Below are 18,224 nucleotides of genomic sequence, written 5' to 3' on the forward strand. Positions count from 1 at the left end.
CGCCGCCTGTCGGTAGGCTGCGCCGGTGAGCCTGCATCGTGACGCGCAAGCCGTACTGGCCGGATGGGTCGCGCCCACCCCCGAGGAGGAGCGGCTCCGCGAGGAGTTCCTGACGCACCTGCGCAGCCACGAGGACGCGATGTGGCGCGAGTGCGCTCCCGGCCATCTCACGGCGACGACGGCCGTCCTGTCGCACGACGGCGAACGGGTGCTGCTGACCCTGCACCCCAAGGCCGGGATGTGGCTGCCCATGGGCGGGCACTGCGAGACATCCGACGCCACGCTCGCGCAGGTCGCCCTGCGCGAGGCCACCGAGGAGTCGGGCATCCCCGGGCTGGTCCTGCTGGACGGGCCGCTCGCCCTCGACCGGCACAAGGTCTGGTGCCACCCGCCGCACAGCTGGCATCTGGACGTCGAGTACGGCGCGGTCGCGCCGCCGGGAGCCGAGGCGGTGATCAGCGACGAGTCCCTCGACCTGCGCTGGTTCCCCGTGGAGGAGATCCCGGAGCTGAGCGACGAGGCCACGCGGCGGCTGGCCCGCCGCGCCCGGTCGCTCCGCCGCGCCTGACTTCTGCACGGTTTGTGCACGTCACTCTTACCTCGCCGTGCGCAACCGCTGGCTAGGGTCGGACCGTGACCAAGGTTGACGTGGGCGGCGAGATCGTCTCTCCCCCGCGCCGGAGGCTCCGGGTCTCCCCGCTCCTGGCGTGGATCGCGGTGGCGCCGTTCGCGGTCTGGGCGGCGGCCCGGCTCGCCGGAATCGACAGCGCCGTCCACATCTGGGGAGTCGGCGTCGCGCTGATGACGGGCACGCCGTACGTCGCGGCCGCGTCGCTCCTGGCGGTGCCGATCGCACTGGCCGCCCGCCGCGCGGCCGTGATCGCGGTGGCGGTGGCGGCGTCGGTCCTCCTGGCGGCCGTGGTCCTGCCCCGCGCGGCGGGCTCGGCCCCCACGGCCACCGGGCCGTCGCTGCGGATCCTCACGGTCAACCTCTTCTTCGGCGCGGGCGACGCCGCGACCGTGGTGGACCTCGTACGCAGGCTCGATCCGGACGTGCTCAACACGCAGGAGCTCACCCCCGAGGCCGTCCGGGCGCTGGACGCGGCGGGCGTGGGGACGCTGCTGCCGTACCGGCACCTGGAGGACGGGCCCGGGCCCTCGGGCAGCGGGATCTACGCCCGCCACCCCCTGACCGCCGCGCCCGACTTCGTGCCCGAGGGCGGCCACAACATGCCGAGGGCCCGGCTCGCTCTGCCGTCCGGGCCGCCCGTGGAGATCGTCGACGTGCACACCCTCGCCCCGCTGAACGGCCATGACGTGGCCCAGTGGACCGCCGAGCTGGCGGCGCTCCCGGCCGCGTCCCCCGGCGTCGTACGCGTCCTGGCCGGCGACTTCAACGCGAGCCTCGACCACGCGGCCCTGCGCGCGGTGCTGGGGCGGGGATACGCGGACGCGGCCGACGCGACCGGCGACGGCCTGACCACCACCTGGCCGGCCGACAGGCGATTCCCGCCGTTGATCACGATCGACCACGTGCTGTACGACGAGAGGGCGTCGGCGGTGAGCACCAGCGTTCACAGCGTCCCGGGCAGCGACCACCGGGCGTTCTTCGCCGAGCTTCGCCTGCCCCGGAGCCTGTGACCCCTACGAGCAGGACTCAGGTCAGCAGGGCCCGGGTGTTGTCCCAGCCTTCGAGACCCAGGTCGAGACGGGCCACGTCCTCCGGCTTCCTGAGCCGGTGCCAGCCGGGACCGGTGGCGACCATGCGGGGGCCCGGCGCCCGGCGGCGCATCGCCGCGACGACGTCGGGTTCGTCGAGGTCGGGCGCGGCCCACTCGGGGACCGGCAGGCGCGCCGCCACGGCGACGGCGCCGCCGCCCTCGGCCGGGCAGACCGCGAGATGCGCCCGCCCGAGCTCCCGGAAGAGCTTTCCGATCAGCAGCGGCGGCAGGTCGGGGGCGTCGGCGCTGACGATCACCGCCTCGTCCGCCGGAGGCAGCGCGGCGAAGGCGTCGGCGGGTGAGACGATCGGCAGGACGGGCGTGCCCGGCCAGGCGATGTCCTCGAGCCCCGGCACACCGGCCGACAGGATCACCGGCCGCACCAGTTCGAGCCCGGCGACCATCTCGTAGGTGTCCTCGGCCATCGCCGTCAGGAACCCGGCCGGGTCGACGCCGGGCGGAGCGGCGTCGGCCATGCCTGGCGTGACCAGCACCGCGGCGACCCTGGTCAACACTCCTCCGGGGCGCCGTTGGCCGCCATCGAGAAGCCCTCCAGGAAGCCCCTGGCGCGTTCCGCCCGGGGGTAGCGCTCCACGAGGGCCCAGAACCGCGGGCCGTGGCTCGGCACGAGCAGGTGGGCGAGCTCGTGCATGATGACGTAGTCGACGACCCAGGCCGGCATGCCCCGCAGCCGCGCCGACAGCCTGATCGTGCCGTGGTCGGGGGTGCACGAACCCCATCTGTGCAGCTGGTTCTCCACCCAGCGCACACTGATCGGCACGGCCTTTCCGTCCAGGTAGCGCGCCGACAGCTCCGTCGCCCGTTCGAGCAGGTCGTCGTCGCTCGGGCGTCTTCGCTGCTCCTTGGCCGCAAGGCGGTCGAGCATGCGGCGTACCCACTGCTCCTCGTCGGTCGTGCTCAGACCAGCCGGAAGCAACACGATGGTCTTGTCTCCATCGCGGTACGCGGAAACGGTTCGCCGCCGTCGTGCGCTCCGACGAACCTCGACTGTCTCGGGGGGCACATATGAAAGGTAGCCGACACGCGCCGAATTCCACAGGGGGTGGTACACGTTCTCCCTGGTCAATCGGGCGAACGTGACCTTGCGGGCGTGAAAACTACGGGGTTGCGGATATTCACCAACCACGATCACCCCGGTAATTATCCACAGCCCCGCTGGTTCCGACGCCGGGCCTTCCCGGCGTATGGCAAGGTCTTGCGACTATGAGACCTCGCCTCAAGCCCGTCCTGCGCCGGATCGAACGGGACGGCCGCACGCTGCAGTTCGGCGTCCATCCGCTGCGGGCCGTCGTGCTGACGGGCGTCGAGCCGCCCGTACGCCGCCTGATCGACGGACTGGACGGCACCCGCTCCCTCCGGCAGGCGGTGGCCGGCAGCGGCCTCGACGAGGCGTCCGCCCAGGAGGTGGTCGCGAGGCTCGCCGCGCACGGCCTGATCGAGGACGCCGCGGCCCGGCCGGAACCCCTCGCCGGCCTGCCGCTGGCCGAGCGGGACCGCCTCCGCCCCGAACTGGACAGGCTGTCGCTGACCTCCACCGACGGCGGCATGAGCGCCCTGTCGGCGCGGCGGGCGGCCCGGGTCCGCGTGTACGGCGCCGGCCGGGTCGCGCCCGGGTCGTCACCCTGCTCGCCGCGGCCGGCGTGGGCCACATCTGCGTGGTCGATCCCGGCACGGCCACCGCGGGCGACGTGGTCCCGGGCGGGCTCGGCCGGGCGGAGACGGGGATGACCCGCGAGGAGGCCGCCGTGCTCGCGGCCCGGCGGATCTCCCCCGCCGTCAACGCCTGGCCGGGCCGGTCCGCCTCCCGCCTGTCCGACGGCGGGGTCCGCCCCGACCTCGTGATCCTCGCGCCCGCCGACCCGCTCGACGCCACGCTGGTCCACGAGATCGTCGCCGAGGGCGTGGCGCACCTGCTCGTCTGCGCCTTCGAGGGGCACGGCTCCGTGGGGCCCTTCGTCGTCCCCGGGCTCACCCCCTGCCTGCGCTGCCTCGATCTCACCCGCCGCGACCGGGACCCTTCCTGGCCGCTCGTGGGCGCCCGGCTCGGGGGTTACCCGGCGGGCGAGATCGCCTGCGACGTGGTGCTGTCCTGCCTGGTCGCCGCGCAGGCGGCCGGTCAGGCGCTGGCCTATCTCGACGAGGGACGCGTGCCCGGCGGCCTGCTGGAGGTATCGCCCGGATGGCGCTGGCGGCACCGCCGCCTGGACGCGCACGACAGGTGCGGATGCCTGCGCGACGACGTCGCCGGCCGCATCGCGTGAGCTTCACGCCTCTCACCAGCGGAAACTCCCGTCACGGCAGCGATGGTGTGACCAATGTCATAGACCGCCTATTTCCCCGAATGGCTCGCGACCGCCGGAGCCTCTGCGGCCAGCCGATCGGAAATTGTGGTCGAAAGCACCCTTCATCGCCGACAATGGTCGTGTGAGTGACCTTCCCCACCGTGCCGTGACCCGCTCGGCGAAGCTCGCGACACTCCCCCTCGGGTTCGCCGGCCGCACCGCGCTCGGATTGGGCAGGCGGCTCGGTGGCGCCTCCGCGGAGATCGTCGCCCAGGAGATCCAGCAGCGTACGGCCGACCAGATCTTCAAGGTGCTCGGCGAGCTCAAGGGCGGGGCCATGAAGCTCGGCCAGGCGCTGTCGATCTTCGAGGCCGCGCTTCCGCCCGAGATCGCCGGGCCGTACCGGGCGACGCTGACGCGACTGCAGGACGCCGCGCCGCCGCTTCCGGCCGCCACCGTCCACCGGGTCCTGACCGAGCAGCTCGGCGACGACTGGCGGGAGAACTTCCTGGAGTTCGACGACAGGCCGAGCGCCGCGGCGTCCATCGGGCAGGTGCACCGCGCCGTGTGGCACGACGGCCGCCCGGTCGCCGTGAAGATCCAGTATCCGGGGGCGGGCAAGGCCCTGATCTCCGACTTCAACCAGCTCGCGCGGCTCGGCAAGCTCTTCGGCGCGCTGCTGCCCGGCCTGGACATCAAGCCGGTCCTGGCCGAGCTGAAGGAGCGGGTGTCCGAAGAGCTCGACTATCTCAAGGAGGCCGAGGCCCAGCACGCGTTCGCCGAGGAGTTCCGCGACGACCTGGACTTCCACGTGCCCGCCGTGATCGCGGCCAACGAGCAGATCCTGGTCTCCGAGTGGATGACGGGAACCCCGCTCTCCAGGATCATCGCCGACGGCACGCAGGAGGAGCGCAACCACGCCGGCCTGCTGTTCGTCCGCTTCCTGTTCTGCTCTCCGGCCCGGGTCGGGATGCTGCACGCCGACCCCCACCCCGGCAACTTCTGGCTGATGGAGGACGGGCGGCTCGGCGTGCTGGACTTCGGGGCGGTCAACCGCATGCCCGGCGGCTACCCCGTCGCCTTCGGCACGCTCACGCGCATCTTCAACCAGGGCGACATGGAGACGGTCGTGCGCGGATTGCGCGCGGAGGGGTTCATCCGCCCGCACATCGAGGTCGACGTCGACGCCCTGCGGGCCTTCCTCGCGCCGTACGTCGAGCCGACCCGGGTGGAGGAGTTCGCCTTCAGCAGGCAGTGGCTGCGGGAGCAAGCGGCGACCGTGGCCGACCTGCGGCCGAACAACGTGGTCCGCCAGCTCAACCTGCCCGCGTCGTACGTGCTGATCCACCGCGTGCACGCGGCCGGCGTCGGCGTGCTGTGCCAGCTCGGCGCCACCGCCCGCTTCCGCGACGAGGTGGTGCGCTGGGTCCCCGGCTTCGCCGACGAGACGGGCGAGTCCGAGGACAGCGCGCTCGCCCTCACCTGAGCCGGCCGCTCGGGGCTATCGGCCGCCCCGGCTCTCGACCGTCCGCAGGTTCTGGTTGATGATGCAGCGGTTGATCCCTCTCTTGCAGTTGCCGTTGAGGGTGTTGGTGAAGACGCTGACGCTCGACACCTGCTGGATGCCCGCGAACGTGACCGCGCTGTTGGCCGCGGGGGCGTTCACGTTGCGCCGGCCCCCCGAAATCTGCTTGGGCGGGCTCTTGATGGTGGGTGCGTTCGAGGTGTTGGTGCCCCCGGTGCCCTGGGTCGCTCCGTCACCGTCGCCGTGACCGTGGCCGCTACCATGGCGGGCCACCCGGAACGCTCCGGGAACCGGCGCGGCCCCGGCCCCCGGCATGACGGAACCCCACAGTCCGATGACGAGCGCGGTGACGGCGAACCGTCGCGCAGCCGCCACGAGATCAAGCGCGCCTGACGCCCGGTCGCCCATCCAAGTCCCACCCACTGCTCGCGCATCGTTCCGCCTGCCGCCCGTGACCATCCGGCCCCGGTGGCGATCCCGCTCATACCCCGTGATCCCGGTGGCCTCCCACGGCAGGCGATCTTCTGTGCGTCCGGTGATCTCTTCTTTACGGAGTACGGCCTGCACGGAGTACGGCCTGCGCGGGAACGGCCGAAGGCCCGGGCCGTTCGCCGGGCCCGGGCCTTCGGATCGCACTGTTCGCACTGTTCGCACCGTTGGTGGCGCGTCAGGGCCGCGTCAGATGCGCGCCAGCGCGGAACTCAGCCGCCGGGACGCGCGCTCGGCCTGCCGGCGTGCCTTCTGCACGCTCCTGATCCGGCCGGCCAGCCGCTCCTGCGCTGCCTCCTCATGGAGGGTCCGTATTCGCTCGTGCGCCAGTTCTTGATGCAGATACAGGGTGGTGATCGGGGAGATGCTCATCTGGATCGGTTCCTTCCGGAATGAATTGCTGTGCTTGCTGGTCAGGCGGCGACAGGAGACTTGCGCGGGCGCCCACGGGGACGCTTGCGGGGCACGACGACCCCCCTCAGGATGAGCTCCCCGCCCCAGACGCCCCACGGCTCCTCGCGCTCCAGCGCGCGGGCCAGGCAGGCCTTCTGGATCGGGCAGCCGCCGCAGAGCGCCTTGGCGAACTCCACGTCCTCGGGAGACTCGGCGAACCACAGGTCGGGGTCGGTACGACAGGGGATTTCGGCTTCGATCAGGTCCATGACCGGGGCCGCCATCTGCGTCACCTCTTCGAATGGATTGGTCTGGGTGTCCTCGTTGTGGGGTGTGGATTCGTGGCCGACAAACAAGAAGGCCGCGGATCCTGGTGCGGATCCGCGGCCCGGAGGTGGAGACCGGTCAGGGTATGACTGGTCCTCTCCAGGCATCGTGCGGACCCTGCGCACCGCCGCGAGCGGCGGTGCGGATCTGCTCATCGCCCATCGGCCGGTTGACATAGACCGGAAGGTGGGCGGGGTTGCGGTGGCTGGCCAGGCGGGCGAACGCGCCGAAGGCGGCCGAGCCCGCGACTCCGGCGACCGGAGCCAGGGCAGGGGCGGCCTCGCCACGCCGCAGTTTCGTCGGCATGACAATGGCGGCCGGGCATGCGGAGGCGAGCCACAGCGTGCGGGACGTCGTCATGCTCCTCACTGGACTCACCTCCATTTCAGTGCGATCGTGCCGGACGGAAGCGTCCGGCTGACATGTCCAAGACCCTAAACCGCCGCGGCAGGGCGGGCAACCTATTTTCTACCTGCGATTTTCACGACTTCGTGACATCGGGATGCAGCGCGGGCGACACCCGGATCAAGCATTCCTGGACCACGGAGACCGCCAGCTCCCCGGTGGCGGTGAACATCTGCCCGCGGGCGAGCCCGCGCGCCGCCCCGGACCAGGGCGACTCCTGGGCGTACAGCAGCCATTCGTCGGCGCGGAAGGGCCGGTGGAACCACATGGCGTGGTCCAGCGACGCGCCGGACACCGCCGAGGACCCCCAGGCCAGCCCGTGGGCCAGCAGCACGGTGTCCACCAGGGTGAAGTCGCTGGCGTAGGCCGCGAGCACGACGTGCAGCAGCGGGTCGTCCGGCAGGTCGGCGTCGTACCGGAACCAGACGTTGTTCTCCGGGGTGACCAGGGCGGGGTCGTGGGCGGCCTCCCACGTGAGCGCGTTCACATATCGCGCGTCCACCGGGCGCGGCTTGGCCAGCAGCTCGCGCCAGCCCGGCTCGTCGCCCACGACGTCGAGCATCCGCTCCTGGAAGGTCGGCAGGGTCTCGGGGTCCGGCACCTGCGGCATGCGCGCGGCCTGGTGGCTCACGCCCGGCTCCTCGATGTGGAACGACGCCGACATCGAGAAGATCGCCTTGCCGTGCTGGATGGCCGTGATGCGCCGGGTGGTGAACGACCGCCCGTCGCGCACCCGCTCCACGTTGTAGACGATCGGTACGGCCGGGTCCCCGGGCCGGATGAAGTAGGCGTGCAGCGAGTGGACCATCCGGTCGGACGGCACCGTACGGCCGGCCGCCACGAGCGCCTGCGCCGCCACCTGGCCGCCGAAGACCCGCTGGATGCGCTCCTCCGGGCTGCGCCCCCGGAAGATGTCGAGCTCGATCGGTTCGAGGTCGAGCAGGTCCAGCAGCTCCTTCAGGGCCGAGTTCACAGGGGCCTCCAGCGCACGGGGGTATTACTCGTCGGTAACACTATCGGCGCCGCGGCAGAGCTCGAGGACCGCGTCGCCGTACCGCTCAAGTTTGACGCGTCCGATTCCGGCGATCGCGAGCAGGTCCTCCTCTGAGGTGGGCACCCGCTCGGCGATGGCCTGGAGGGTGACGTCGGTGAAGACGACGTACGCCGGCACCTTCGCCTCCTTCGCCTCCGCCGTGCGCCACGCCTTGAGCCGTTCGAGCAGGGCCTCGTCGTAGTCCGCCGGGCAGGTCGCGCAACGGCCCAGCTTCTGCTCGGCCGCGACCGAGAGCGTCTTGCCGCAGATCCGGCAGTGCAGCGGCGCCGCCGACCGCTTCGCCCGTCCGCCCTGGCCTCCCGGCCGCTCGGGCCGGGCCAGGGCTCGCCGTACGGGGGGACAGGCCCGTCGAGGAAGCGCGACGGCCTGCGGGCGCGGCGGCCTCCCGGCGAGCGGGCGAGCGCCCACGACATGTGCAGGTGTTCACGGGCGCGGGTGATCCCGACGTACAGCAGCCGCCGCTCCTCCTCGATCTGGTCCGGCGTCTCCGCGTAGACGATCGGGACCATGCCGTCGGTGAGACCGACGAGGAAGACCGCGTCCCACTCCAGGCCCTTGGCGGCGTGCAGGGAGGCGAGCGTCACGCCCTCGACCGGCGGCGCGTGCTGCTCCATCGCCCTGCGCTCCAGTTCGCCGACGAACCGCGGCAGGTCGGCGCCCTCGGCCGCCATGTCCTCGGCCAGGTCGGCCAGCGCCTTGAGCGACTCCCACTTCTCCCTGGCCTTGCCGCCGCCGGGCGGCTCCGCGGTGAGCCCGATGCCCGACAGGATCGCGTGCACGGCGGGCGCCAGCGGCTCCTCGCCGGCCGACCGGGCCGCGCCGCGCAGCAGCACCACGGCCTGGCGCACCTCGGGGCGCTCGAAGAACCGCTCCGCGCCGCGCAGCAGGTAGGGCACGCCGGCGTCGGTGAACGCCTGCTCGTACGCCTCCGACTGGGCGTTGACCCGGAACAGCACCGCGATCTCGCGCGTTGGCACGCCGTCCGCCATCAGCTTCTTGACCGTGAGCGCGACGCCGAGCGCCTCGGCCTGCTCGTCGTCGTACTCGGTGAAGACCGGTTCGGGTCCGTCCGGCCGCTGGGCGACCAGTTCCAGCCGGTGGGGCGAGCGCGCCATGACGCGGTTGGCCAGCGTGACCACCTGCGGGGTCGAGCGGTAGTCGCGCACCAGCCTGATCACGGCCGCCGAGGGGTGTTCGACGGCGAAGTTGGTCAGATAGTGAGGCGTCGCGCCGGTGAACGAGTAGATGGTCTGGTTGGGGTCGCCCACCACGCACACGTCGTCGCGCCCGCCGAGCCAGGTGTCGAGCAGCAGCTTCTGCAGCGGGTTGACGTCCTGGAACTCGTCGACCACGAAGTAGCGGTACTGCTGGCGGATCTGCGCCGCGACCTCGCGGTGCTCGGTCATCACCGCCGCCGTGAGCTCCAGGATCGTCTCGAAGTCGATCAGGTTGCGCTGGCGGCGCAGGTCCTCGTACCCCTCGAACAGCCGCGCCACCTCCTCGGGCGCGATCGGCGGGGTGCGGCGGGCCTTGGCGGCGGCGGCCGGGTAGTCCTCGGGGCCGATCTGGGTGACCTTCGCCCACTCGATCTCGCTCGCGACGTCGCGCAGCTCGCCGCGGTCGGGGTTCCTGCGCAGGCGCCTGGCCGCCTCCACGAGCAGCGGCAGCTTCGACTCGACCACCTGCGGCGGGTCGCCGCCGACCACTCGCGGCCAGAAGTAGCTGAGTTGGCGCAGGGCCGCCGCGTGGAACGTGCGGGCCTGCACGCCGGGCGCCCCGAGGCCGCGCAGCCGCTGCTTCAGCTCGGCCGCCGCGCGGGTCGTGAAGGTCACGGCGAGCACACCCTGCGGCTCGACGACCCCGGTGTGCACGGCGTACGCGATGCGGTGCGTGATGGCGCGGGTCTTGCCGGTCCCCGCCCCGGCGAGCACGCAGACCGGTCCGCGCACCGCCTGGGCGACCTCGCGCTGCTCGGGATCCAGACCGTCGAGGACGTCCAAGGAACGGCTCCCAACATGCGTTGCGGACGTTGTTACTGGCATCATCCTTCCAGCAGCCGACCGAGCGTGTCCCGGGGACCGGTCGGCGCACGACGCGACATCGGGGAGGAACACGCCGTGGCCACCGCGGTCCGAACTGCTTTAGGGATGGGCGTCGCCGCCCTCGCCGCCCTCATGCTCGCCCCGCCGGACGCCCAGGCGGCCACCTCGGCGGGCGACCCCGTCCATCACCCCTCCGCCTCCCCGGCTCCGTCCGCGGCGCCCTCCGCCGGGCCCTCCCCGTCGCCCACCGCGAGCCCGTCACCCTCGCCGTCCCCGTCGGCCTCGCCCTCGCCGGCGCTCACGCCGCCCGACGTGCGGATCCGCACCTACGCGTACGGCTCGCACGCGCGCCAGATCATGGACGTGTGGTGGCACACCGCCGGCCCGCGGCGCCCGGCCGTGTTCGTCATCCACGGCGGCTGGTGGGCCGGGGGCGACAAGAAGTACATGACGTCGATCAGCCGGAGCTACTCCCAGCTCGGCTACACCGTCGTGAACCTCGACTACCGGCTGTCGGGCGACGCGGCCTGGCCGGCGCAGCGCACCGACGTGCTGACCGCCGTCAACGCCGTGCGCAGGCACGCGGCGTTCTTCAACACCGACCCCGACCGTTACGTCCTGGTCGGGTTCTCCGCCGGAGGCCACCTCGCCACCGCCGTCGGCGCGTACGGCGACGGCCGCCCGGGCCTGCGCGGCGTCGTCGGGATCTCCCCGCCCGTCTCGCCGCTGTCAGCGTTCGCGGACGGCAGCGTGTTCGGCAGCAAGGAGCAGCAGAAGCTGCGCAAGGCGGCCATCAGGCTGGCCGGCGGGTGCACGCCGGCCAAGTGCCCGCGCGTCTGGTCGAGCATGGAGGTGCCGTTCCACGCCTCGGCCGGTGACCCGCCGATGCTCACCGTCCACTCCTCGGAGGAGTTCGTCCCGCCCTACCAGAGCGAGCTGCTCAAGGAGTCGCTGGAGAGCGTCGGGGTCCAGATGACCGTCAAGACGATGGCCGGCACCCAGCACAGCGCCCCGCTGTACCGGGAGCCGGGGGTCGCCGAGACCGTCCAGGCCTGGATCGTCGCCCGGCTGGGGCGTGTGGCCCCGTAGCCGGGAACACGTGGCGCGTCCGCGATGTTGCCATGACTGCTCTCGGCAACAGTGATGCGCACGGAAGGGACGACAGATGGCGCTGACGGTTTACACCACGAGCTGGTGCGGCCCCTGCAAGCGGTTGAAGAGCCAGCTCACCCGGGAGGGCATCGTCTTCAGCGAGGTCGACATCGAGCGCCACCCGGACGCCGCAGATTTCGTCGCGAGCGTGAACAACGGCAACCAGGTCGTCCCCACGGTGGTCGCGGACTGCCACACCATGACCAACCCCTCGGTGGCCGAGGTGAAGCGGCACCTCGAAGGCGCCTGCTGATTCACCAGCCGGTGTCGGGGATCGGCGCTCCGTACCAGGTCTCGATCAGCCGCCGGGCGATCGAGACCTGGCCGGGCAGCACCAGGTCGCCCGAACGCACCGCGGCTTCCAGTTCCTCCCGGGACAGCCAGCGGGCCTCGGCGATCTCCTCCAGGTCGGGACGCAGGTCGGTGGTGACGGCGCGGGCGAAGAAGCCGAGCATCAGGCTGCGCGGGAACGGCCAGGGCTGACTGCCGAGATAACGCGGCGCGGTGACGGCGACGCCCACCTCCTCCAGGACCTCGCGGACCACCGCGTGCTCCAGCGACTCCCCCGGCTCGACGAACCCGGCGAGCACCGACATCCGGCCCTGCGGCCACTCCGGGCCCCGCGCGAGCAGGATGCGGCCCTCGTCGTCGTGCACCAGCATGATCACCGCAGGGTCGACGCGCGGGAAGTGCTGGCTGCCGTCGCGCGGGCACACCCGCATGTGGCCCGACGCGGTGACGTCGGTGAGGCTGCCGCACCTCGGGCAGTACTCGTGCGTCGCGTGCCACGCCTCCAGGGCCACCGCGTAGACGAGGAGCCCGGCGTCGCGGTCGTCCAGCAGCACCGCGGCCTCCCTGAGGCCCGCCGCGTCGCCGGTGCTCTGGGGGGATTCGGGGAGCGGCGCGTTGACCGCGAAGTAGGCCACGCCGTCCTCGTCCACGCCCAGCAGGTAACGGGTGCCCTCCGGCGCCTCGGCCGGCGAGGTGAGCACCAGGGCCGCGCCGTCGGTGAAGCGGCGGACCAGCGTGCGGCCGTCGTGGATGAGGAGGACTCTCGTCTTCTCCGCCTCCCACGCGCGCCGCAGCCATTCCTCGTCGCCGCGCAGTGCCGCCGATCTGTCGATGGCGCTCCTCGCCAGGAGCAGGGGGCCGAGCAGTCCTTCGGGGATTTCCACGCCGTCATCCTTCCACTGCCGCCGCCCCGGCAATCTTCCGGCCAAGAGATCGCGACCCCGCTAGGATGCAGTCGCTTAGGTTAGCCTTACCTATGGAGGGCCGGTGCGGCTGTACCTCACCACGCTCAACCCGACCGACTCCGTGACCGGCGGATTCCTTCCCGCCGCGGCCGCGCTGGGCTGGGACGTGACGATACTCACCGACCAGCCTGATCGGTATTCGGGGTACGACGTCGTGGCGGCCGACGTCCGCGATCCCCGGGCGGTGATCGACGCGGTGGCCTCCCACCACCGGCCCGATGTGATCTTCTCCAACTCCGACCATCTCCAGGCCGCCACCGCGCTCGCCGCCGCGTACTTCGGCCTGCCCGGCAAGGACTGGCGGGCCTGCGTCACCGCCAAGAACAAGGCGCTCACCCGCCGCGCCCTCGCCGCCGTCGAACCCGTCAGGTCCGTACGGCTGCCGCCCGGCGGGCAGGTGCCTGAGGACCTGCCGTACCCGGTCGTGGTCAAGCCCGCGCTGGGCGTGGCCAGTGAGGACGTCGTGCTGGTGGACGACCGGGACGCGCTGGCCGCCGCCGTCGCGGCGATCAGGGAGCGGCGGCCTGAGGAGGTCCTGGTCGCGGAGGAGTTCCTCGACGGGCCGCTCCGCACGCTGGAGACGCTGGGCGACGGCGACGCGCGGCACGTGCTCGGCGGGTTCGCGACCACGCTCGGCCCGCTGCCGCACTTCGTGGAGGAGCGCCTGGACTGGCGGCCCCCGGACGCCGGCCACCTGCCTCACCTGAGCGCGGCGCTCGACGCGGCGGGGATCGGCTTCGGCGTGTGCCACACCGAGTATGCCGTCACCCGGGACGGCCCCCGCGTCATCGAGATCAACTACCGGCTGATCGGCGACAACTGCGACTTCCTGCTGGCGGACCTGCTCGGTGTCCCCCTGCACCAGTGGATCCTGCGCGTCCATGCGGGCGAACCGCTGCCGGTGTTCGATCCGGACGGTCTTCGCGCGGCGTACGGATCCGTGGTGAGCCTCGTGGCCGAGCGCTCCGGCACGGTCACCGCCGCGCCGCCCGACCTCAACCCGGCGGACCTGTCCCCGCCCGGTACGGAGGACGGCGTGCGACTGTGGCACCGGGCGCTGCGCGAGATCGGCGATCATGTCGAGGTGACGGGCACGAACCGCGACTATCTCGGCCTGCTCCGCGCCGTGGGCCCGGACCGCGCGAGCGTCGACACCGCGATCGACACCTTCAGGAAGGAGCACCCTTGGGTGCTCGCATGATCCCGGCGGCCCCCGATGACCAGGAGACCACGGACCGGGAGCACTACCTGGCCGCGCGGGTGCTGAACGCCCTGCTGCGGGAGGACTACGCCGGGATCTCCGCCAGGGTCACCCACGACAAGGACGGGGTCGCGATCGTCCTCGCCTCGGGACGGCGGGTCGGGCTCGCGGCGGGCAACCCGTTCCAGGACTTCTCCACGGCCCCGTACGAGCGCCTGCGCCTGGCGGAGGTGCTGGAGACGCTGGAGGCCGTCGCCCACCCCGCCGACGCCGAGGGGGTCGCCGCCTTCGAGCGGGAGTGTCACGAGACGCTCGCGGCCCTGGAGGCCCATCACCGGATGCGCGGCGAGGTGGCCCGACGGCTGCGCGGACGGTACGGCCTCATCCGCTACGAGTCGCTGGCGGCCTCGGTGGACCATCCGCTCTACCCGACGGCCCGGTGCCGCCTCGGGATCTCCCCCGCCGGCCTGGCGGCCTACGCCCCGGAGTTCGCCCCGGAGTTCGCCATGCGGTGGACGGCGGCGCCGCGCGAGCGGGTGACGCTCTCCCGGCCAGACCTCCCCGGCTGGTGGCCCGCGCCCGGAGACGTCGGGCTGCCGCCCGGCCTGGCCCGCACGCACGTGCTCCTTCCCGTCCATCCGCTGACGGAGCCGCTGGTGGCCGGGCTTCCCGGGCTGGTCGCGGGCCCGCGGCCCTTTGTGACCGTGCGGCCGACCCTGTCCACCCGTACGGTCGAGGTCTCCGAGCGCGTCCATCTCAAGGTGCCGCTCCCGGTGAGCACGCTGGGCCTGCGCAACCGCCGCTCGATCAAACCGGGCACCCTGCGGGACGGCGCGCTGGCCGAGTCACTGCTGCGCGAGATCCTGGCGCGCGAGCCCGGCCTGCGCGTCTGCCTCGCCGACGAGCAGACCTACGGGCACGCGGAGCACGAATACCTGGGCTGGCTCGTCCGCGCCCTGCCCGAAGGGGAGATCGTGCCGGTCGCGGCCCTGCTCGCGCCGCTCGCCGACTCCGGCGGGCGGCTCGTCGTGCACGAGGTGGCCGAGCGCCACCACGGCGGCGACGTGGAGGCGCTGCTCCGCGACTACCTCACTGCGCTGCTCGCGTGGAACGTCACGCTGTTCGTCCGGTACGGCGTCGCACTGGAGGCCCACCAGCAGAACCTCGCGCTGGTGTTCGGCGACGGGCCCATGCGGCTGCTGGTCAAGGACAACGACGGGCTGCTGGCCTCGCCCCTGCGGCTGCACGCGGCGGGGATCGAGGCGCCCGGCTTCGGCGACGAGCGCATGCTGACCGACGACCCCTACGCGCTCGCCGACGTCTTCGTGACGATCACCCTGCACCTGGCCGCCACGGCCGTGGCCCACGGCGTACTGCCGGGCTCCGGCGCCGCGATGGTCACACAGGCGCTCAGGGCCGCGCTTGAGCCGTACGGGGACGACCCGATGGCCCGGCTGCTGCGGGCCCGCACGCTGGAGGCCGCCCGCCTCACCGGCAAGTCGATGGTCGTCGCCGGGACGCTCGTGGCCAAGGACCGCACCGGGGCCGGGGACGTCAACAAGTTCTACGGCACGACCGGCCCCAACTACCTGAGGGGTGCCTGAGCATGGACCGCCTCCTGCTGGACCCGCACGCCGCCCCGGCCGAGGAGGCGGCGCTCGGGGCGCTGCTGCGCTGCTGGCTGCGCGAGGTCGGCGGCCCCCGTGGCCACGTGCGCGCCGCCGGGCCCCACCTGACGCTCCGTGTGGCCGGCACGCCGGTGCGCGTACGCGCCCGCGGCGGCATCGCGCTGCGCTTCGACGGCCCGCCGGAGCACCTGGAGGAGGGACACTGGCGGCCCCTTGACCTGCCCTCGCTCGTCGCACTGGTGGAACGGGAGCTGGATGGCGGCAACGCGGAGTTCGCCGCCCAGGTGCGGGCCGGACGGGAGGCGGTCGCGGCGATCCTGGCCGCCCGGGCACGGGCCGTCCCACCCGCCGACCCGTGGCTCGCCTCCGAGCAGGCCCTCGTGGCCGGGCACCCGTTCCACCCCGCTCCCAAGGCCCGCTCGGGCGACGGCTGGCTGGACTACGCGCCGGAGACGCACGCGCGGTTCGCGCCGCGGCTGCTCGGGGTGCGCGCCGACCTGGTCGCCCAGGAGGGCGACACGGCGGCGCTCGACGCGTTCGGCGACGCGCCTGCGGGATACGTCCCGCTGCCCGCCCACCCCTGGCAGCTCAACCTGCTGGCCGCCGAGCTGCGCGAACCGCTCGCGGACGGGCGCCTGCTCGACCTCGGGACCGGCCCCCGCGCGGTCGTGCCCACCTCGTCGGTCCGGACCGTGTACGACCCCGGCACCGGCATGTGCCTGAAGTTCAGCCTGGACGTGCGGATCACCAACTGCGTGCGGAAGAACGCGTGGTATGAGCTGTCCGGCGCCGTCGAGCTGACCCGGCGGCTCGGCCCCGTCTTCGAGCGGCTGGCCCGGCGCTTTCCCGGCACGCGGTGGCTGCCCGAGCCCGGCTACCGCTCGGCCGCCCTCGGCACCCGGCTGCTCGAAGGGCTCGGGGTGATCGTCCGTACCGGCCCGTGGGCGGTGTGCGAGCCGGGGACCACGCCGGTCCTCGCCGGCGCCCTGGCCGCCGGTGCGGACGGGGTGCCCGAGGCCGTCCTGGCCCGCCGGACGGCCGACCCGGTCGCGTGGTGGGAGGCGTACGTCGAGCGCGTCGCGTTCCCGGTGCTCGACGCCTTCTTCCGGCACGGCGTCGTGCTCGAGGCCCACGTGCAGAACGTGCTCGTCGGGTTCGACGCCGCCGGTTGGCCGGTCGAGGCGGTCTTCCGCGACCTGGAGGGCACCAAGCTGGTCTCCGGCCGCCACGACCTGACCGGCGTGCCGGGCGAGGTGGCGGGCCCCCTGTCGTACGACGCCGCGCGCGGCTGGGACCGGGTCGCCTACTGCCTGTTCGTCAATCACCTGGCGGAGGTGGCCGCGACAACGGCCGATACAGGGGCCGATACAGGGGCCGATACAGGGGCGGACGGCGTGCTGCGCTCGTTGTGGGCGGTCGCCCGGGAGTGCCTGGAGCGCTACGTCGCGGACCACGCCACCGACCCGGCCGAGCCGCTGACCCGGTTGCTGGCCGGGGCGCCGCTGCCGGCCAAGGCCAACCTGGGCGTGCGCTGGGCGAGGGCGGCCGACCGGGCCGCCGGATACGTGCCCGTCCCGAACCCGTTCGGCGCGGCGGAAGGAGAGCGCCGATGAGCATCGAGGTTCCGGCGGGCGTGCGGAGGGCCGCCGAGTCGCTGGACGACGTCCCCGCCTACGTCTACGACCTGGCCGGGCTCGCCCGCCACGCGGCCGGCGTACGGGCCGCCCTGGCGGGAACGGAGATCTGCTACGCCGTCAAGGCCAATCCCGACCCCGAGGTGCTGCGGACGCTCGCGCCGCACGTGGACGGCTTCGAGGTCTCCTCCGGCGGCGAGTTCGCGCACGTCAGGGCGGTGCTGCCGGAGGTCCCGCTGAGCTTCGGCGGGCCGGGGAAGACCGACGCCGAGCTGGCCCTCGCCTCCTCGGCACACCGGTGGCACGTCGAGAGCCCGGCCGAGTTGCGGCGTCTGCGCGAACCGGCGGACGTGCTGCTGCGGGTCAACCTCGACGTGAACGTCACCGGTGCGGCCCTCGCGATGGGCGGCGGCGCCACGCCGTTCGGCATGGACCCGGACGGGATCGCCGAGTGCCTCGCCCTGCTCGGGTCCTCGCCGGTGCGACTGCGCGGCGTCCACCGCCCACCCTCCGCGAGCGGCCTGGCCGCCCCCGGCCTGCTCGCGCTCGCCGAGGCCGTCCTCGCGTACGGCAGGAGCCTCGGGCTGCGCGAGTTCAACCTGGGCGGCGGCATGGCCGTCTCCTACACCCGCCCGGAGGAGCGGTTCGACTGGGCGGCGTACGGCGCGGGCCTGCGGGCGCTGGCCCGGCCGGGCGAGACGCTGCGCGTGGAGCCGGGACGCGCCCTGACGGCCTACTGCGGGTGGTATCTCACGACCGTGCTCGACGTGAAGCGCGTCCACGGGGAGCGCTTCGCCGTGCTCTCCGGCGGCACGCACCACCTGCGGACCCCGGTCACGAAGGGACACGACCAGCCCTTCGCCGTCCTTGCGAGAAGCGGGGAGGGCGAGGACGGGCCGGTGACCCTGGTGGGCCGGCTCTGCACCCCCAAGGACGTCTTCGCGCGCGGGGTGACCGCCGCACTCGCCGTCGGCGACGTCGTGGCCTTCGCCATGGCCGGGGCGTACGCGTGGAACATCTCCCACCACGACTTCCTCATGCATCCGAAGCCGACGTTCCACTACCTGCGCTGAACCTCACCAGGACAGGATCAG

At 73.0% G+C, this 18,224-nt stretch carries 20 protein-coding genes and 1 pseudogene; 11 read left to right on the forward strand and 10 right to left on the reverse strand.

Features of this window, described 5'->3' with window-relative positions; all coding sequences use genetic code 11:
• The first annotated feature begins 25 nt into the window (after positions 1 to 25).
• Entirely contained in the window at positions 26 to 568 is a 543-nt protein-coding gene (locus tag B1L11_RS17355; protein WP_079315448.1) for an NUDIX hydrolase, read from the forward strand.
• Positions 569 to 633: 65 nt separating this feature from the next.
• A complete protein-coding gene (locus B1L11_RS17360) occupies positions 634 to 1,641 on the forward strand; it encodes an endonuclease/exonuclease/phosphatase family protein (protein WP_079315449.1) in 1,008 nt (335 codons plus the stop codon).
• 16 nt (positions 1,642 to 1,657) lie between these two features.
• On the opposite strand, the gene B1L11_RS17365 is transcribed toward B1L11_RS17360, so the two are convergent.
• Together B1L11_RS17365 and B1L11_RS17370 are read right to left on the reverse strand one after the other, a co-directional pair.
• Complete coding sequence (locus tag B1L11_RS17365) at positions 1,658 to 2,233, reverse strand: hypothetical protein (protein ID WP_079315450.1); 576 nt, start codon at positions 2,231 to 2,233, stop codon at positions 1,658 to 1,660.
• Entirely contained in the window at positions 2,230 to 2,745 is a 516-nt protein-coding gene (locus B1L11_RS17370) for a M48 family metallopeptidase (protein ID WP_079315451.1), read from the reverse strand. Before B1L11_RS17370 ends, B1L11_RS17365 begins: the two co-directional genes overlap by 4 nt.
• 200 nt (positions 2,746 to 2,945) lie before the next feature.
• On the opposite strand from B1L11_RS17370, the gene B1L11_RS51090 reads away from it, so the two are divergent.
• The 3 genes from B1L11_RS51090 to B1L11_RS17380 all read left to right on the forward strand — a co-directional run bounded on the left by B1L11_RS51090 (position 2,946) and on the right by B1L11_RS17380 (position 5,510).
• Positions 2,946 to 3,470, forward strand: a complete 525-nt coding sequence (locus B1L11_RS51090) for a hypothetical protein (protein WP_256862638.1) — start codon at positions 2,946 to 2,948, stop codon at positions 3,468 to 3,470.
• Positions 3,383 to 4,003, forward strand: a complete 621-nt coding sequence (locus B1L11_RS51095; protein WP_256862639.1) for a ThiF family adenylyltransferase — start codon at positions 3,383 to 3,385, stop codon at positions 4,001 to 4,003. Before B1L11_RS51090 ends, B1L11_RS51095 begins: the two co-directional genes overlap by 88 nt.
• Before the next feature lie 163 nt (positions 4,004 to 4,166).
• The gene (locus B1L11_RS17380) at positions 4,167 to 5,510 is read left to right on the forward strand and encodes an AarF/ABC1/UbiB kinase family protein (RefSeq protein WP_079315452.1); all 1,344 of its coding nucleotides are present in this window, start codon (positions 4,167 to 4,169) and stop codon (positions 5,508 to 5,510) included.
• Positions 5,511 to 5,525: 15 nt separating this feature from the next.
• Here the strand turns inward: B1L11_RS17380 and B1L11_RS45320 are convergent, their stop codons facing one another.
• The 7 genes and pseudogenes from B1L11_RS45320 to B1L11_RS17405 all read right to left on the reverse strand — a co-directional run.
• A complete protein-coding gene (locus B1L11_RS45320; protein ID WP_143737335.1) occupies positions 5,526 to 5,924 on the reverse strand; it encodes a hypothetical protein in 399 nt (132 codons plus the stop codon).
• Positions 5,925 to 6,227: 303 nt separating this feature from the next.
• Entirely contained in the window at positions 6,228 to 6,410 is a 183-nt protein-coding gene (locus B1L11_RS17385; RefSeq protein ID WP_079315453.1) for a hypothetical protein, read from the reverse strand.
• A 41-nt stretch (positions 6,411 to 6,451) separates the two neighbouring features.
• On the reverse strand, positions 6,452 to 6,715 hold the full coding sequence (locus B1L11_RS17390) for a WhiB family transcriptional regulator (RefSeq protein WP_079315495.1): 264 nt from the start codon (positions 6,713 to 6,715) through the stop codon (positions 6,452 to 6,454).
• Positions 6,716 to 6,836: 121 nt separating this feature from the next.
• Complete coding sequence (locus B1L11_RS17395) at positions 6,837 to 7,118, reverse strand: hypothetical protein (protein WP_079315454.1); 282 nt, start codon at positions 7,116 to 7,118, stop codon at positions 6,837 to 6,839.
• Between the two features lie 121 nt (positions 7,119 to 7,239).
• A complete protein-coding gene (locus tag B1L11_RS17400; RefSeq protein ID WP_079315455.1) occupies positions 7,240 to 8,136 on the reverse strand; it encodes an acyl-CoA thioesterase II in 897 nt (298 codons plus the stop codon).
• A 24-nt stretch (positions 8,137 to 8,160) separates the two neighbouring features.
• Positions 8,161 to 8,625, reverse strand: a complete 465-nt coding sequence (locus B1L11_RS54905) for an HRDC domain-containing protein (RefSeq protein ID WP_372974688.1) — start codon at positions 8,623 to 8,625, stop codon at positions 8,161 to 8,163.
• Between the two features lie 53 nt (positions 8,626 to 8,678).
• Positions 8,679 to 10,262: pseudogene (locus B1L11_RS17405) on the reverse strand (ATP-dependent helicase); the annotation flags it as partial.
• Positions 10,263 to 10,334: 72 nt separating this feature from the next.
• On the opposite strand from B1L11_RS17405, the gene B1L11_RS17410 reads away from it, so the two are divergent.
• On the forward strand, positions 10,335 to 11,348 hold the full coding sequence (locus tag B1L11_RS17410) for an alpha/beta hydrolase (RefSeq protein WP_256862640.1): 1,014 nt from the start codon (positions 10,335 to 10,337) through the stop codon (positions 11,346 to 11,348).
• Between the two features lie 76 nt (positions 11,349 to 11,424).
• Positions 11,425 to 11,664 carry a mycoredoxin gene (locus B1L11_RS17415; RefSeq protein ID WP_030507399.1) on the forward strand — a complete coding sequence of 80 codons (240 nt, stop codon included), beginning with the start codon at positions 11,425 to 11,427 and terminating at the stop codon, positions 11,662 to 11,664.
• Position 11,665: 1 nt separating this feature from the next.
• On the opposite strand, the gene nudC is transcribed toward B1L11_RS17415, so the two are convergent.
• Positions 11,666 to 12,586, reverse strand: a complete 921-nt coding sequence (gene nudC, locus B1L11_RS17420; RefSeq protein WP_079315457.1) for an NAD(+) diphosphatase — start codon at positions 12,584 to 12,586, stop codon at positions 11,666 to 11,668.
• A 103-nt stretch (positions 12,587 to 12,689) separates the two neighbouring features.
• Here nudC and B1L11_RS17425 point away from each other — a divergent pair, with 103 nt between their 5' ends.
• From B1L11_RS17425 to B1L11_RS17440, 4 genes are read left to right on the forward strand one after another with little or no spacing between them, the layout of a single operon-like run.
• Complete coding sequence (locus B1L11_RS17425; protein ID WP_079315458.1) at positions 12,690 to 13,868, forward strand: acetyl-CoA carboxylase biotin carboxylase subunit family protein; 1,179 nt, start codon at positions 12,690 to 12,692, stop codon at positions 13,866 to 13,868.
• Positions 13,853 to 15,472 (forward strand): IucA/IucC family protein, encoded by a 1,620-nt coding sequence (locus B1L11_RS17430; RefSeq protein WP_256862641.1) that lies wholly within the window; start codon positions 13,853 to 13,855, stop codon positions 15,470 to 15,472. Before B1L11_RS17425 ends, B1L11_RS17430 begins: the two co-directional genes overlap by 16 nt.
• 2 nt (positions 15,473 to 15,474) lie before the next feature.
• Positions 15,475 to 17,109: an IucA/IucC family siderophore biosynthesis protein gene (locus tag B1L11_RS17435; RefSeq protein WP_079315460.1), complete on the forward strand. Its 1,635-nt coding sequence runs from the start codon at positions 15,475 to 15,477 to the stop codon at positions 17,107 to 17,109.
• Entirely contained in the window at positions 17,106 to 18,203 is a 1,098-nt protein-coding gene (locus B1L11_RS17440) for a decarboxylase (RefSeq protein ID WP_079315461.1), read from the forward strand. The genes B1L11_RS17435 and B1L11_RS17440 overlap by 4 nt, the downstream gene beginning before the upstream one ends.
• Positions 18,204 to 18,224 lie beyond the last annotated feature (21 nt).

The organism is Microbispora sp. GKU 823, assembly GCF_002027145.1.
Classification (GTDB): domain Bacteria; phylum Actinomycetota; class Actinomycetes; order Streptosporangiales; family Streptosporangiaceae; genus Microbispora; species Microbispora siamensis.

Excerpts from the sequence above, each read along its gene's own strand:
- B1L11_RS51090 (WP_256862638.1), top strand. The coding sequence starts at position 2,946 with ATGAGACCTCGCCTCAAGCCCGTCCTGCGCCGGATCGAACGGGACGGC.
- B1L11_RS17435 (WP_079315460.1), top strand. The coding sequence starts at position 15,475 with ATGGACCGCCTCCTGCTGGACCCGCACGCCGCCCCGGCCGAGGAGGCG.
- B1L11_RS17395 (WP_079315454.1), bottom strand. The coding sequence starts at position 7,118 with ATGACGACGTCCCGCACGCTGTGGCTCGCCTCCGCATGCCCGGCCGCC.
- B1L11_RS17390 (WP_079315495.1), bottom strand. The coding sequence starts at position 6,715 with ATGGCGGCCCCGGTCATGGACCTGATCGAAGCCGAAATCCCCTGTCGT.
- B1L11_RS17385 (WP_079315453.1), bottom strand. The coding sequence starts at position 6,410 with ATGAGCATCTCCCCGATCACCACCCTGTATCTGCATCAAGAACTGGCG.
- B1L11_RS17440 (WP_079315461.1), top strand. The coding sequence starts at position 17,106 with ATGAGCATCGAGGTTCCGGCGGGCGTGCGGAGGGCCGCCGAGTCGCTG.
- B1L11_RS17415 (WP_030507399.1), top strand. The coding sequence starts at position 11,425 with ATGGCGCTGACGGTTTACACCACGAGCTGGTGCGGCCCCTGCAAGCGG.